Below are 14,988 nucleotides of genomic sequence, written 5' to 3' on the forward strand. Positions count from 1 at the left end.
GCCCCCCTCATTGATAATTCGCCTGTAACGTTGCCGTAGCGACAAACGCCCCTTCTTTTAGCGTGGCCCCCGGGGTTTTTACCGGCACCGCCTCAAGCAGCGGCGGGTTATTCGGGTCAATGCCGATTGGCTGGTTCAGGGTAAACGGCTTGCCGTTTTGCAACACCCGAATGCCCAGATCCGCCAGATTGGTTCGGACCGCCGCCGTGTCATAGCCGGTCGGCTGCCCGCTCAGGGTCAAGGTCATGTCCAGCCCGCTGGCCCCCGGCTCACAGCTGATGCGATAACCCATAGCCTTAAGGTAGTTAACCCCGTCGACCTTTTTCACTCCGACCCGCTCACCAAAATCGACATCGACCGTCCCGCCGTCGTTAATCTTGCAGGGCGGCGGCTCAATCAGGGTGCCGCGGAACAACAGATTGTCCGCGGCCCACAGCGGTGAACTGAGCAAGGCCCCCAGCAGCAGCAATGCCTTTATGGGTAAATCACACGTCATCGCAGTGCTCCTGTTATTGGTAATCCACTTTTAGGGTGGCCCCTGCCGAAAATGCGCCTGCGGTCAGTGTGCTGCCAGCGCGTTTGGTCGGCACCGCGCTCAACGTCGGTATCGCCGGATAAGTAAACCTGATCCTGGTATTTAGCGGCAGCGGTACATTGGCATCGGTAATAAACAGCGCGATACCCAAATCAGCCTTGTCAGTTCGCAGCACGTTAGAGCCGCCAAACGCCGCCTCCGCCCCCTGCAGTTCCAAGGTCATGGCATTGTTGGTATTGCCGCTGCACTGCACGCTGTAAGGGACTGGCCGCCGATAGTTGTTACCGTCCACCCGAGTGGTCAGCACATCATTGCCAAACTCTACTTCAAGGGTTCCCCCGCCATTGATTACGCAGGGCGGCGGTGCCACCACAGTGATGGTGACCGTTACCATAGTGATCGCCTGTGCCAACGTGCCGGGTAGCAGCAGAGCGCAACTCAGGCACAGCCGCGCGAGGCCCCTCCGTTGGGCAATACCACTCAAAGTACTAGTCATAGCTCAGCCCAAAACTCATCTGCGCCCAGTAAGCGCCGGCCTGTAATGACGCCCGGGTGCGCTCGGGAGTAATGTTGTAAGTAAGTTCGTTCTGCCCCGGCGTCAGCAATAGCGGTGCGCCACGGCTGCCCAGACGCACATCACGCCCCCACACATCGGTCAACCGCAATCCCAGCCCACCAGCACCCTGCACCTTCACCAACTGGGGGTTGTCTGCATCCGCCACAGCGCTAAAGCTGACGGTAACCGCAGGCTGGTTGGCGCTCCACAGCCGGTTGCCAGTACGAGCATCCAAAGTGCGAGCCGGGCCCGGCAGACAGTCCTGTAAGCGGAGCCGCACCACCACTGGGGCCCCGTGGTCGCCAATGTTGCGCAACCGCCCGGTGCCAGTCTCGCCCAGCTCAATTTCCTGCCAGGCAGAGGTCATATCCAACCGGCAAGCGCTTTCGGTTAAGGCTCCGTGCACACGCAATACGCCATTGGCCCCCTCGACCTGCCAGTTGTCCGCCGCCCGCGCTTCCACGCCAATCACCAGCGGCACCATCAGCACCAAGATCCCCCGAGCTAACAGATACTGACGTTCATGGCGTGATAACCAGCGGCGAAAGCCTTTCCCTGTTTTATGTTGCATCTCTCACTCCTTTTCCACGTCATTGCGTTGCGTCGTCAGTGGCTGTCTTTTACCGGTGTGGCGGTACAGTTGCCGCCACTGCAGGTGAACTGCAACTGCGGGCGACCGCCGTAATCATTGATGTAGGTCAGCACCGGGCTATTGCCCAATGCACTGGCGCTAGCCTTAAGAGTGCCTTTGCCCTTTGGCTCCACCATCAGCGGTTCAAAGTCTTTCAGTGACTCGCCCTTCACCTTGCTCCTGCCATCCACCAGGGTGACGAAGTACGGCGTCGGGTTATGCACCACGTAGCTATCCCCTTGTTTGCTCAGAGTGATTTTTTCCTGCCACGGCGTATCGCCAGAAGCGGTCATCAGCGCTTTGGGGCGGTAGAACAGTTTGATGCGCGTTTGCAGCGCGATCTGTAGCGTATTGGGCTTGTCGGTGCGTGGGGGTATCTCGCGCAGGTTGAAATAGAACAGCGATTCCCGATCCTGCGCCAACAGGTTGGCGGCTGGCAGCCCCTGCACTTTTACCTGGCTATTGGCACCCGGCTCCACACGTTGCACTGGCGGCAGAACGGTTAACGGAGTGGTGATCTTGTTACCCTGTGCATCTTCAATCCAGCCCTGTGCCAGGTAAGGCAGCTGCTTGTTCTCGTTGCTGATGTTCAGGCTGAGGGATTTTTGACTGCCGTCATAAATCACCCGGGTACGGTCCAAAGCGATGGCCGCCTGGGCGGACTGGGCCGTCAGGGCGCTAAGCAGTACGCCGGTAATCAGTGGTGCTGTTATGGTCAATTTCATTGGGTGGTTCTCATGCAAAAAATGGTCAATTTCGATAGTTCGCGTTATGCAGCAGCGGCGTTTTCCCTCACCCTAACCCTCTCCCACAGGGAGAGGGGATCGCTCAGAGCTCGCTGTCAGAGCCGTTTATCACTTCAATTCGGCAAGAGCGTGTTAGCATTTACCGTCAGGCTTTATCCTCACTCACATCCAGAAGGGGGAACGCTCGGCGCCCGCTGTCAGAGCCGTTTATCACTTCAATTCGGCAAGAGCGCGCTAGCATTTACCGTCAGGCTCCATCCTCACTCACATCCAGCAGGCGGCATGGCAGCAGTAGGTCGGTCAGGCCGCTGTTGGGGATTGTGCCCGGCAACGTCAGCTCACACTGCGCCCGCCCGCCCCAGTGCACGGTCATTACCTCACCGGCATTGATGCCGCTCAGGTAAATGCTGCCGCCGTCGTTGACGATGCCCACTTCCTGCTGTTTATGGTTCAGCACCGTGGCGCCAAACGGTGGGGTAGAACCGTCCGCCAGGCGGATCACCGCCATGGCTTTTTCACCGGAGATCACCTCGAAGTGCCGGTAGCCGATCGCACCTTCAGTTAAGGTCGCCTGTACCACCGAATGGGTGGCTTCTGCGGTATCCGGCAGGTTGTTCAAATCGATGCTCACCCGATTGCGGTAATAGCTGCCCACGTCGGAGACCACCACCTTGCCAAAACGGTTGGACAGAGTGCTGGCCCCATAGCCTTGGATCGGAATTCCGGCTACACCGTCGGTGTCCAGCAGCATTCGGGTACCGCCCAGTCTGCCGGCTCGGTGCAACGCAGCACCTTTCGCAGTCGCGGTAGCGCCGCCCTGGAACGACAGCCCCAACGAGGAGTAACGCCCGGCCTGATAGCTGGCATTGGCGCCCATCTGAGCGATATCGCCCTGGTGGTTGTAATAGCCACTCGCCGTCGCCCCGCCGCGTGAGGTGCCCGCACTCAGTTGATAGCTGTCGTGATCGTTTACCGGTTCGAAGTACCCCACCTGTTGGCTGTTGTCGTTGCGGTTCCAACTGCTGTTGTAGTTAAGGGAGCCACGATTACCCCAAGGCACTGAGAGCCGCAAATACATGCCATCGTCATTCACCCCGTTGTACTTATTACGATAAGCGTTGACTGAAACGCTCAGGTTCCTGAATCGGCCGATATCGAAATTACGCTCCAGCGCCAGGTTGTAGCGATCGTTATCCGGCCGATCCCAGTAGGTCTGGTGTTGATAGTCCAGATAGGCGCTCAGCCCTAAACTGCGGAACTGCTGGTTAAAGGTGATGGTGTACATCTCCTTGCTGTTCTGCGAGCGCGTGCCGTAAGTACGAGCATCCAGATATTCACTCATGCTCATGTAGTTCTGCTCTGAGAAGCGATAACCGGCGAAGGTGACCTGGCTATCGTAATCATCAAAGCGTTTGGAATAGCTCACGCGGTAAGAACCACCGCTTAGCGTTTCATCGCTAAACGGCAAACGGGCGCGGGACTGGGTGGCGTCAAACGACAGCGCACCAAACATCAGCAGGTCACGGCCAATCCCCAGCGCCAAGGCGTTATAGTCACCCCCAGCTACCCCGCCGCCGTAAAGCGACCAGCCGTTGCTGACGCCCCAGGAAAACTCGCCGGTAGCAAACAGCGGGCCATTGACATGGTGACGCCAGTCGTTCGGCCGCCCGGTGGCGAGCTTGTAGCGCACGGTGCCCGGGCGCGTCAGATAGGGCACATTGGCGGTATCCATCGTGAACGCCTGCACGCTGCCATCCTGTTCCTCTACCCGGATATCCAACTGGCCGGAGACCGCGCCATTGATGTCCTGAATACGGAACGGGCCCGCCGCCACCTGAGTCTCTTGCAATACCCGCCCCTGCTGGCTGATCACCACTTTGGCGTTGGTTTTCGCGATACCGGTAACTTCCGGCGCATAGCCGCGCAGGTTCGGCGGCAGCATGTTGTCGTCGGTGGTCAAACTGACACCGCTAAACCGGAAACTGTCAAAAATGTCGGAGATAAGGTAGTTCTCCCCTATCGTCAACTGGGCACCCAACCGTGGGATCGCCCGGTAGGCGTAAAAACGGCTCCAGTTCCAGCTATTCTGTGACGTTTGCTCGGAACCGGTCTGATGATTGAAGCGAGCCTGCCAGTCTGCACGTAACCGCCAGGCACCGAGGTTGGCGCCCGTCGTACCGTTGCCGCTGAGGTTATAGCTCTGCGTGCCGCTCTGCTGTTGCCGCTGGGTCTGAGCATTGACGTTATAGTCCAGCAGCAACCCGGGGATGCCCTCATCCCAGCGCGACGGCGGATCCCAGTTATCGGCGGTGTATTCCAGGTAGACCTGTGGAACGCTCACATACAGCTTGGCCGCCCCCAAATCCCCTTTGGTACTCATCCCTGGCAGGCTTTCGGGTACCAGGCATTGCTCCTGATGCCACCAGGCCAGCTTGTTCTTCATCTCTGGCTTTAAACCCAATTGCTCAACCAGTTCCGGCGTAACGCAGGCTTCACTGCCTTTCGGATCGTTATCCGGTGCATAAAAAGTCACGGGTTGCTCCAGCAACTCTTGCTTATTAATCTGCACTGCCATCATGTAGTCGCCCGGCATGATGTAACCACTACGGGAAAACTGGTCTAAATCGATATTACTGCGATCGTTAACGTCTAATACGTCGGTGTTAAAACTGAATTCATTAGCTTGCGCAGAGACCGTAGCGCCACCAATGATAGTGCTGATGATTAATCCCAGGGTACGCGGACGCGAAGGCAATGCCTTAAAATAAGATAACGCCATTATTTTCAGACCTTTTATATTATTCCATTAAGCGCTATTTCCATTATTTTAAATAATGACTACGCAATAAATTTACCCATCATCAGTGGAGAACCGGTGGAGGTGGATCAGTAATAATCCATTTTAAATTTCACCGTCGAATTGTACTCACCGGCACGTAATACCTGGCGATTACTCACCAAGCGTAAAGAATAATTTAATAACATCTCACTGGGTCTAATCTCGCCTAAGGGCAATGGTGCGCCCGGCGTGGCGATATTTCCCTGACCGTCTGAAATTTGTAGTGCCAGGCCTCTGGCTGAGCCGGATATGCTAAATAACCCAGCGTCCGCATGCCCATCAAAGGTGATTTGAAAGCGGCGCCAGTCTGGTAATGTTTTATCGTTACGCGTCAGGATGCAGTTCACCAAGCGAATAGAAAAGGGCCGTATGACTCCCTGACCATCGCGGGCAATTTGGCCGATTGGCACCACGCCCATATTGATGGTTTGATCACGGCTGCTGATGTCTATCGCGCAGGCGGTTTCAATAATCGCCCCCACCATATTCACTCTTCCCCAGCCCTGTGGGTCCTTGGCCCATCCCTGGCCCACGCTACACAGACTCAACAGTAAAAATAGAGTGTAACCGACTGCTTTTATTGACATAAACAGTACTCGCAAATGGCTGCCGGGAAGGCATGCATGTGGGCAGCCCCACATGCACAACCTATTGCTATATCACTGATAAGCCAAGGTAAAGTTAGCTACGCTCTTGAAGTCACCCGGAGTGATGGTTGCAGAAGCACCGTCACCTTGCAGGTAGGCGGAGAACAATAAGGTATTCTTGCCATTTTGCAGCGTTTGCGTTGCAGTCGCATCACCCAGTTTAATCAGATGGCCATCGCCGTCTGTCATGATGATGCTGGCACCTTTGGCACTACCAGCAATACCCAGCGAACCATCTGGAACGCCTTTGGCGCCGGTGAATTTAGCGGTAACTGATTTACTTGCATCACCACTGATGTTGCATTTTTCCAGGCGAATTTCGAAGAACTTAGGTGTAGAAGTACCTGTGTTGCCATCGTCCTCCAGTGCCACGTTCGATACCTGACCCAGATTAACGGTTTGGTCGATAGTGTCCGGATCGATAGAGCATGGTGCATCAATAATAGAACCGGTGAAGGTGACAGTACCATGCCCCTGGTCTTTATAAGCAACATCAGCAGCTGCATGAGCGAAAGAGGCGATCCCGAAGGTCAAAGAGACAGCGAGAACAATCTTGTTCAATTTCATTCCATATTCCTTTAAATGCTTAATGGTGAGAGCATCCAATGCGAATATATTGAATATATAGTCACACAGCTCTCAACGTTTATTTATTGCTTAACGCTATTATTGAGAGAACAATAACAGTTAAAACAAAATGTCGACTTGGCATTCGCGATTGATTATGCAGAAGCCCCTTGCGTCGGAACATATTATTACAAACAGAATAGTCTGATGAAAAGCGCAAAAATAGATCCAGGTCAATTTCGCCATAAAAGCCCAAGGTGGTTTAAATAAAGTCACGCGCAAAAATAAATAATCTAAAAAACCACCACAAAACAGAGTATAAAACTAGCATGTAATTCATTATTGATATTTTGATCTGATTTATGTTGATTTGCGACATAATCGTTGGATAATACACAAAAAACGCCACCCCACCCGTTGTGATGACATTGTTCTCGGAAATGGTCATTTATTCAAGTAAAAACAGAGTGTTATTCAATAACTGCCCGTGCAGAATAGCGTTCTAATGAGGTTCATCAATTAGCATGCAGTATCTTATGCCATTAGCAAAACATCAGTCCCGACAGCTACTGCCAATAGGCATAGCCTTATTGTGGCTACTACTTATCATGCCGCTATATCTACCTAATATGGGTGGGAGTGGTTTAAAGCTGCCGCAAAATATTATTACCTGGGGCGTGATGGCCGCCGCCGTCACCACAATTTGGCTAACGCTGCCGGCTAAGAAAATCATTTCTCTTACTGCAACCACCCGCTGGCTGCTGCTGGCCATCGTCATTTTGGCCGTGCCTTTGCTCTATACCTCCCCCCAATGGTGGGACGTTGCTTTTTCACGCTGGTTTGCGCTGGCCGGTGGCGCGGTATTTTATCTCTCTTTGCAACAGTGCTCGCCGCTGTACCGCTGGCAACCTTGGCTACTGTACGCCATCCTGACCGCCACTGTTTTCCAGACCGTTATTGCGTTACTGCAATTGGTGGTGCCGGATGCCGTACCTGAATGGTTTGCGTACCCACAGCTCATCGGACGGCCTTATGGCGTATTCCAGCAAGTAAATGTGCTGGCCAGCTTTATCGCTACCGGCCTGGCACTGGCGTTATTGCTATTTTTGCTGCCGGGCTTTGCTTTACCCTGCAAAAAAGCTGAGCGCCTCCGGCAATATGCCTTAGGGCTCCTGCTATTGGTATTTCCAGCGCTCTTGGTCTGGCTGCAATCGAGGATCGGCTGGCTTGGCGGCGGAATCTCCAGCGTTCTGCTACTGCTGCTGGGCTGGAAAACGGCCCGGGCACAGACTCTCGTCGCCGTAGGCATCATCATGCTGAGCGTCGCTTTGGCCATTGCTTTCCAGCTAAGCGGCAACATTGCAGATGTAGTACATGCAGGCTCAAACCACGCCCGGCTGACAATGCTAAGCACAACCCTGGACATGATTAGCGAGAAACCCTGGCTGGGCTGGGGATACGGCGGCTTCGAATATAGCTTCCAGCATTATCGGTTGGCACAGGGATTCTCCACTCAGGGCCTGGGTGTCGTGACCCATCCTCACAATGAGCTGCTGTTGTGGTGGGCAGAAGGCGGTGTCGTTGCATTAATCGGGGTGCTGATACTGATTTATGCCGGTGCAAAATTGGTGTGGCGAGTATGTCGGCCAGCAAGGCACGCAAACCCACAGCGAGTTACCCTGGCACGGGCGCTGATCTGCGTACTGCTGCCAATATTGCTGCACACCCAAACCGAATATCCGTTTACCCTTTCCACCGCACATTGGGCGATCTTTTTACTGCTGTTGGCACAGTTGGATCGGCTGACCAGCGGAGTAACAGAACGCCGTTCACTTTCAGCGCCCACCAGCGCCTTGCTTAGCGGCATGATCCCGGCACTTTCCGCAGCGACCCTGCTGCTGGCGGGGTGCGGATTGAATGCCAACCTGGCTTTAACTTCCGTTGAACGTAACCACCTGGCAGACATTGAACCGGCCCGCGTGGCGATGAAATATGATCTGTGGGTGAATAGCGAACGCTGGCACTACGACCAACAGACGCACGCTCTGCTGGCCTTTAACCAAACCCGCGATCCTGCCCTGCTCAACGGCTATGTACGCTGGGCACAAAACTACCTTTCCCGACGAGTCGACAACAATGTTTACGCTTCCTGGCTGGCCATCGCGCAATACCAGCAGGATGCGATAACCCACAGCAGGTTACGCCAAGAGGCTCATAGCCTGTTTCCTGACGATACGCGTTTTATTACCCCTTTTATTCCTCAATAACCGGAAGCTGTTTTATGACACCGATACTGCAAGTCCTGATCAACGACCTGGATCAATTTTTTTCTGCCGGGCTAGAAAAGCTCTTAACGGAACATTTTCTCGCCAAAGGCATTAAGTTACATTTTACCAATAACCCACTGTCGTACCCAATGGCCGATTTGATCTTCTGGACGCCAAGCAATACTCATTATCGCCTACCTAGCAACCTGCTGACTGAACGATATCTTTCCTCCCGCTTAATCATCGTCACATCCGGGGAGAAAAACTTCCTTTTCAATCGCCTGATTCAACGTAGGTTTAATCGGCACCAATCTTGTGCCGCCTTGCTAGCACTGGTTGATGAGGCCATCAGTAAAAAGGCCTCCTATAGCCATGAAGAGCTGGCTGCTATTGAAAACCCAATGGCCTTACTGACACCGCGCCAGAAAGAAGTGATGTATTACGTTGCCAAAGGAATGCGGGCCAGCAAGATAGCCAACAACATGCAGCTGCATGAAAAAACGGTAAGCGGCCATAAGCGAGCCGCAATGGGCAAATTGCAGCTTAAACGGACCTCTGATTTACACAACTGGCTGCTGCACAACCCTATCTCACGTTACACCGCGTGACGGCTTCCCACCGCTTGTGCGCAACCGTCAACCCATGGGCAGAGACGACGAGACCCGCCGCCACTCATGACACGAATAACGTTTATAACGACAAATCCCCTGGATTCTGCGAGAGAGTTCACAATTCAATCGCTAGCCCACAGCACGCCCATTGTCATCATTGCGGACTGAGAGTAACGTTGCCTGCAATCTGGTTTAAACCAAATGGGTTAATGCATGGAAAACACCTCAACCGTAGAACTGGCGAAGCACCGGCTCAATGAGTGGCTGAGCCAAGGGGTTGTCGCCCCAGGGAGCAAGCTGCCTTCTGAGCGCGAACTGGAAGAGCTGCTGGGGATTAAGCGCATGACGTTGCGCCAGGCGCTACTGTTTCTGGAAGGCGAATCGAAGATCTTTCGTAAGGATCGTCGCGGCTGGTTTGTTGCGTTGCCGCGCTTTAATTACAGCCCTAATAGCTCCACCAGCTTCAAACAGGCCGCGATGGAACAAGGGCGTTTACCTTCCTGGGGCTATCTGGCAAAAGAGTGCGTTCGCACTGCACCGCCGGAGATTTTGTCCCTGCTTGAAGTTGCGGAAGGCGCTGAGCTTTACAAGATCTGCGGCTGGGGAGCATTGGATAGCCACAAGGTGTTCTACCACGAAACCTATATCAATACGCAGGTTGCACCTGGTTTTATCGATGAACTGGGTGAGCGCTCGTTTGCGGAAGTCTGGGCGACAACCTTTGCCAAAAAAACACACACCCGGCATCTGGAATTTAAACCGACCCGCCTTTCTGGCGGAGCCAGCCAAGGGATGGGCGGTACTGTGGGTACCCCTTCCATACGGGTTAAAAAATATCGCGCCGATGAACAAAACCGCATCGTGCAGATCGATATCGAGCATTGGCGTTTTGAGTCCGTGGAATTTTTTATCGACCTATAGGGAACATCATGGATCGTTTACAAGCGAACAAGATTTTGCAGCGTGTAGCGGATATTCCACTGTATCTGCATGCCTACGCATTCCATCTGAATATGAGAATGGAAAAGATATTACCTGAGGATCTGTTGGATATTGCCAACCAGCAACGGTTGAAGGGCGTGAAGATCCACGTGCTTGACGGTGAGAGCCAATCTTTAGGCTGCGCGAGCGATGAGCAGTTGAGCCGTTTTGGCGACAAGGCACGCCAGCTAGGGCTGGATGTGCATATCGAAACCAGCGCCTCCGATGCCAAAACCCTCGATCAGGCGGTGGCTATTGCCCTCAAATCTGGTGCAACATCTGTCAGGTTCTATCCACGTTATGAAGGGAACCTGGATGACGTGATGGTGAAAATTGCACAAGATATTCAGTATATTAAACAAAACTACCAGCATAGCGGCCTAAGCTTTACGCTCGAACAGCATGAAGATTTGAAAAGCCACGAGTTGATGAGCCTGCTGGCCAAGGCGGATTTCCCCCAGCTTTCGTTACTGTTTGATTTCGCCAATATGATCAACGCCAACGAAGAGCCTCTCCCTGCCTTGGCCGCGATGGCCAGCCAAATCACGCAGGTGCATATTAAAGATGCGGTGATCACCCACGAAGTTAACGGGTTAGGTCATAAAGCCTGTATCTCAGGGCAAGGGCATTTGCCATTTAAGGAGTTGCTGTTGCAGCTTATTTGCCTGGGCGAAAACCAACCGCAGGTTATGGCTTATGGCCTAGAGGAAGAAGTGGACTACTATGCGCCACCGTTCCGCTTTGACGGTGAAGATCACAACCCATGGATACCTTGGCGAGAAATGAGCGAAACCCCGCTTCCCGAGCAAGATATAGACCTAAGACTGGATAAAGAGCTAAGCGACGCATTACAGCAAATAAATTACGTCCGTGAAATCCTCAGTGAATTAAAACAGGATGCATTAGCCGTATTGAAATAATTTAAATTTTACCAACCCAGGGCGAAGCATCTCATTTGAGATGGGATGACGCTATCTAAAACTGTCAATAACACCACGATATCCAGTGGTGAGGTGGAACTATGCTAACAAAAAAGAAGTGGACTATATTTAGTCTGTTAGTTCTATGCGGCGGGACCATTTATAAACTGCCTTCATTAAAAGATGCCTTTTATGTCCCGATGCAGGAGTACTTCCATCTTACCAATGGTGAAATTGGTAATGCGATGTCGGTTAACTCCATCGTCACAACTATCGGCTTCTTTTTATCTATCTATATTTCCGATCGTTTACCCCGCCGGTTTACCATGTCTTTCTCATTGATTGCGACAGGGTTATTGGGCGTTTATTTATCTACCATGCCGGGCTACTGGGGCATACTGTTTGTCTGGGCGCTGTTTGGTGTCACCTGCGATATGCTCAACTGGCCGGTGCTGTTGAAGTCGGTCAGTTTGCTGGGTGACAATACTCAGCAAGGGCGGCTGTTTGGCTTCTTCGAAACCGGGCGCGGCATTGTCGATACGGTGATTGCCTTCAGTGCGCTGGCCGTTTTCGCCTGGTTCGGTGGCGGCTACTTAGGGTTTAAAGCGGGCATTCTGTTTTACTCCTCCATTGCCATTCTGGTGGGCGTCATCCTTTTCTTTGCCATGAAAGGCAACGCGGAGGAGCCAGTGACAAAAGATGAGCAGGACAAGACTGAAAAAACTGGCTTCGGCAGTATATTAAAGAATAAAACGGTGTGGCTCATCGCCTTTAGCGTGTTCTGTGTTTACGCCGTGTATTGTGGCCTCACCTTCTTTATTCCGTTCTTAAGTAATATCTATGCATTGCCTATCGCGCTGGTTGGCGCTTATGGGATCATTAATCAATACTGCCTGAAAATGGTGGGTGGGCCGATCGGCGGTTTAATTGCCGACAAGGTTTTGCAATCGCCGAGTAAATATCTGTTTTATACCTTTATTATCAGCGCGATTTTCCTGCTGGTGCTGATTGTCCTGCCCCATGAGCAGATGCCAGTTTATTTAGGCATGATGTGTACCTTGGTGTTCGGTGCAGTGATATTTACTCAGCGGGCGGTGTTCTTTGCCCCCATTGGTGAAGCAGGGATCAGTGAGAAAAACACCGGTGCAGCGATGGCGCTGGGTAGCTTCATTGGTTACGCGCCAGCCATGTTTTGCTACAGCCTGTATGGCCACGTGTTGGACGCCAACCCGGGGATCGTGGGCTACCAGATTGTCTTTGGTTTAATGGCGGTGTTTGCCTGTGCCGGGATTTGCGTTTCGGCTCTGCTGATCAAGAATATTCGTCAAAAACGCCAGCCTGAAGCGTTACCATCTGCGTAACTTATCAATTTTAAATCAATTGGTTGCGCAATAAGTACTTCCCCTCACCCCAACCCTCTCCCAAAAGGAGAGGGAGCCGTCCTGCACTGTGTTGAGGTACAGGCAAAATGCAGCTTGTTCTGGATGGTTTGAAAAAACTGCGTGGTCTCTTTGAGTGAGGGCTGGTAGTCGGCGGCTAATGCAAAGATCTCCCGAACGCGCAAATAAACCCGGCGCTCGCTAGCGCGGATATCGCGGATGCGTTCCAGCATCTCGTCGAAATAGTCAGGTACAGCCGATGTTCCAACAGGCGGATTTTTCAGCCGCTCGTCGTCCATCACGAAGCCTTTGATCAGGTATTCCTGAAGGGTTTGGGTGGCCCACTGGCGGAATTGGGTGCCTCGGGCTGAACGGACGCGGTAGCCAACGGCGAGTATCATCGGCAAACTAAAATATTGAACCTGATAGTTTTTCCCATCACTGGCAGTTGTTCGGTAAAACCGAACAACTGAATTTTCGACCAGTTCACCGTCTTCAACGATATTCTTGATGTGTTCGCTGATGGTCGCTTTAGCTTTGCCGTATAGCTCGCAGATCATTGCCTGAGATAACCATAGGGTATCGCTTTCAAAGCGACATTCAACGCGCACTTTTCCATCGCCGCTGGCAAACATCACAAATTCGCCTGCCGGGGATTGGGTTAAGTGTTTATCTGCCATGCCGCCTCCGCTTTACAATGCTGTATCCGCTTAGTATGCCAGAGATAGCTGTTGGAGCTCATTACACGAATGGCGTTTATTTTGCGTGCAGCCACGCAGAAACAACTGCTGACGACGCTAGCCTGACCTTCGGCAAAACCCGCTATATGGGGACCACACGGTTGAGCTCGCTGACCTCGTCCTGGTTGAGGCAATTGTTTACCGTGGGTTATGCGCCCAACCGGGGTATCAAGAAACCCGCTCCGCGGCTGATAATCGATAGCGAAGATACTATCAAGGCTGGGTGGTTTATACCTAGCTCAGTATTTAACATTAAGCCGAATCGGAATGGATTGATAATAACCTAGACCTCTGATGAAGTAGAGATCCAACAGCTATTATTAGAGATAGAAGCTTATCCCAGTATCGGTGCCGTCAGGGTGAGAGTAAACCAGTGAAACCCCGGGGAGTCGTACCCGGATGAATATCTTTGGTGCTCAGCCTCAACGATATTACCCGGATATTTTGAGAGGTCATTAGCCCGACGAACTCTTCTCTCGGGCATTTTTTAATACATTGGTAAAATAGAATATTCTCAATGCCTGCCATTCTGGCAGAAAACACGAAAAGTCAAAAAAGTTACTTTCCGACGCTTTTAGGCAATATCAACTCGCGTTATACCAACGGTGAATTCGAAGAACCATCACTCCCTTTCATCCAGGCTCCGTTAAACCTTTCGGCATTGGCCGCCGTATAAAGAACCGTGTGTCGAATATTACGGTGCCCCAGGTAATCCTGAATCAATCGAGTGTCGTTACCGCGCTCGGCAAGATTATACCCGCAAGCATGTCGCAGCATGTGGGGATGGATAGGTAGAGGGAGATTGGCTTTTTTGCCATATTCTCGCAGTAATTGATAAAAACGCTGCCGGGAAAGGCGCCTCCCTTGCCGCGATAAAAACAGCCACGGTGACTGATTCCCCGGACGTGTCTCGCGCTCGGTCAGCCAGCACCCAAGGACGGTGTTCTCTTCCAGCAATAACGGATGGTTAGTGCTCAACCCTCCCTTCAATCGCTTGATACGTATCATTTTAGATAGAGGGTCATAGTCCGTTACTTTCAGTCCTGTCAGCTCGCTCACCCTTAACCCATGTACAAAGGCCATACTCACCATACAGTAATCGCGATACGAAACCCTGTCCCTTGAAATCGTTCTCAGCAGGCTCCGCACTTCTTCCCCGGTTAAATATTTACGTTTCATCACTACGCTCTCTTCGATTGAACTAAGAATATTCTTAGAAGAACGTAGCAACAATTTTCAAATTAAAATGAGATATATGATATGAAATTGAATATTTGTGACGTTCACCGCGTAACGTAGAGCGTTGATGAATAAATCAACTTCTCGTCGTCGTCATGTTAGCTACCCACATTCATGACGATGTCGCGCTCCCCCGTGGCACACACTTTCCCCTACAGCAGGCGGCAGCACGCAGGGAGGGTTCAATTCCCCTCAGTTCCAGATCATCTTATATAAGCCTTCATCAGAAGATGTGCGAAGTGGGAGAGGAGGTCACCCACATCCTGCGCCGGAAATTCCATCACCACGCAGCTCGCAGCAGCGAGAGATGCCAGCCACCATGCCCACTGG

General features: G+C 52.3%; 13 protein-coding genes and 1 pseudogene. 5 read left to right on the top strand and 9 right to left on the bottom strand.

Features of this window, described 5'->3' with window-relative positions; translation table 11 throughout:
- Positions 1-7: 7 nt before the first annotated feature.
- From ACMV5I_RS06305 to ACMV5I_RS06335, 7 genes are all read right to left on the bottom strand, one after another.
- Complete coding sequence (locus ACMV5I_RS06305) at positions 8-496, bottom strand: fimbrial protein (RefSeq protein WP_202671608.1); 489 nt, start codon at positions 494-496, stop codon at positions 8-10.
- A gap of 13 nt (positions 497-509) precedes the next feature.
- Positions 510-1,031: a fimbrial protein gene (locus tag ACMV5I_RS06310; RefSeq protein ID WP_414823909.1), complete on the bottom strand. Its 522-nt coding sequence runs from the start codon at positions 1,029-1,031 to the stop codon at positions 510-512.
- Positions 1,024-1,662: a fimbrial protein gene (locus ACMV5I_RS06315; protein WP_121608165.1), complete on the bottom strand. Its 639-nt coding sequence runs from the start codon at positions 1,660-1,662 to the stop codon at positions 1,024-1,026. Before ACMV5I_RS06315 ends, ACMV5I_RS06310 begins: the two co-directional genes overlap by 8 nt.
- A gap of 35 nt (positions 1,663-1,697) precedes the next feature.
- On the bottom strand, positions 1,698-2,447 hold the full coding sequence (locus ACMV5I_RS06320) for a fimbria/pilus periplasmic chaperone (protein WP_121608166.1): 750 nt from the start codon (positions 2,445-2,447) through the stop codon (positions 1,698-1,700).
- Between the two features lie 268 nt (positions 2,448-2,715).
- Positions 2,716-5,247, bottom strand: coding sequence for an outer membrane usher protein (locus ACMV5I_RS06325; RefSeq protein WP_121608167.1), 2,532 nt, complete (start codon positions 5,245-5,247; stop codon positions 2,716-2,718).
- 107 nt (positions 5,248-5,354) lie between these two features.
- Entirely contained in the window at positions 5,355-5,894 is a 540-nt protein-coding gene (locus ACMV5I_RS06330) for a fimbrial protein (protein WP_414823910.1), read from the bottom strand.
- Positions 5,895-5,966: 72 nt separating this feature from the next.
- Complete coding sequence (locus ACMV5I_RS06335; RefSeq protein WP_202671605.1) at positions 5,967-6,521, bottom strand: fimbrial protein; 555 nt, start codon at positions 6,519-6,521, stop codon at positions 5,967-5,969.
- Positions 6,522-7,129: 608 nt separating this feature from the next.
- Here ACMV5I_RS06335 and ACMV5I_RS06340 point away from each other — a divergent pair.
- From ACMV5I_RS06340 to ACMV5I_RS06360, 5 genes are all read left to right on the top strand, one after another.
- A complete protein-coding gene (locus ACMV5I_RS06340; protein WP_414823911.1) occupies positions 7,130-8,788 on the top strand; it encodes a Wzy polymerase domain-containing protein in 1,659 nt (552 codons plus the stop codon).
- Positions 8,789-8,802: 14 nt separating this feature from the next.
- Positions 8,803-9,396, top strand: coding sequence for a response regulator transcription factor (locus ACMV5I_RS06345; protein ID WP_121608172.1), 594 nt, complete (start codon positions 8,803-8,805; stop codon positions 9,394-9,396).
- A 216-nt stretch (positions 9,397-9,612) separates the two neighbouring features.
- On the top strand, positions 9,613-10,320 hold the full coding sequence (locus ACMV5I_RS06350; protein ID WP_261147686.1) for a GntR family transcriptional regulator: 708 nt from the start codon (positions 9,613-9,615) through the stop codon (positions 10,318-10,320).
- An 8-nt stretch (positions 10,321-10,328) separates the two neighbouring features.
- Positions 10,329-11,300: a sugar phosphate isomerase/epimerase family protein gene (locus ACMV5I_RS06355; protein ID WP_414823912.1), complete on the top strand. Its 972-nt coding sequence runs from the start codon at positions 10,329-10,331 to the stop codon at positions 11,298-11,300.
- Positions 11,301-11,401: 101 nt separating this feature from the next.
- Entirely contained in the window at positions 11,402-12,661 is a 1,260-nt protein-coding gene (locus ACMV5I_RS06360) for an MFS transporter (RefSeq protein WP_202811453.1), read from the top strand.
- Positions 12,662-12,756: 95 nt separating this feature from the next.
- On the opposite strand, the pseudogene rhuM reads toward ACMV5I_RS06360, so the two are convergent.
- Both rhuM and ACMV5I_RS06370 read right to left on the bottom strand, forming a co-directional pair.
- Positions 12,757-13,359 (bottom strand): annotated as a pseudogene (gene rhuM / locus ACMV5I_RS06365) (RhuM family protein); the annotation flags it as partial.
- A gap of 654 nt (positions 13,360-14,013) precedes the next feature.
- Positions 14,014-14,598: a tyrosine-type DNA invertase gene (locus ACMV5I_RS06370; protein WP_414824014.1), complete on the bottom strand. Its 585-nt coding sequence runs from the start codon at positions 14,596-14,598 to the stop codon at positions 14,014-14,016.
- Positions 14,599-14,988 lie beyond the last annotated feature (390 nt).

Origin of the sequence: Serratia sp. T13T92 (genome assembly GCF_047530105.1) — a bacterium.
GTDB lineage: Bacteria > Pseudomonadota > Gammaproteobacteria > Enterobacterales > Enterobacteriaceae > Chania > Chania fonticola.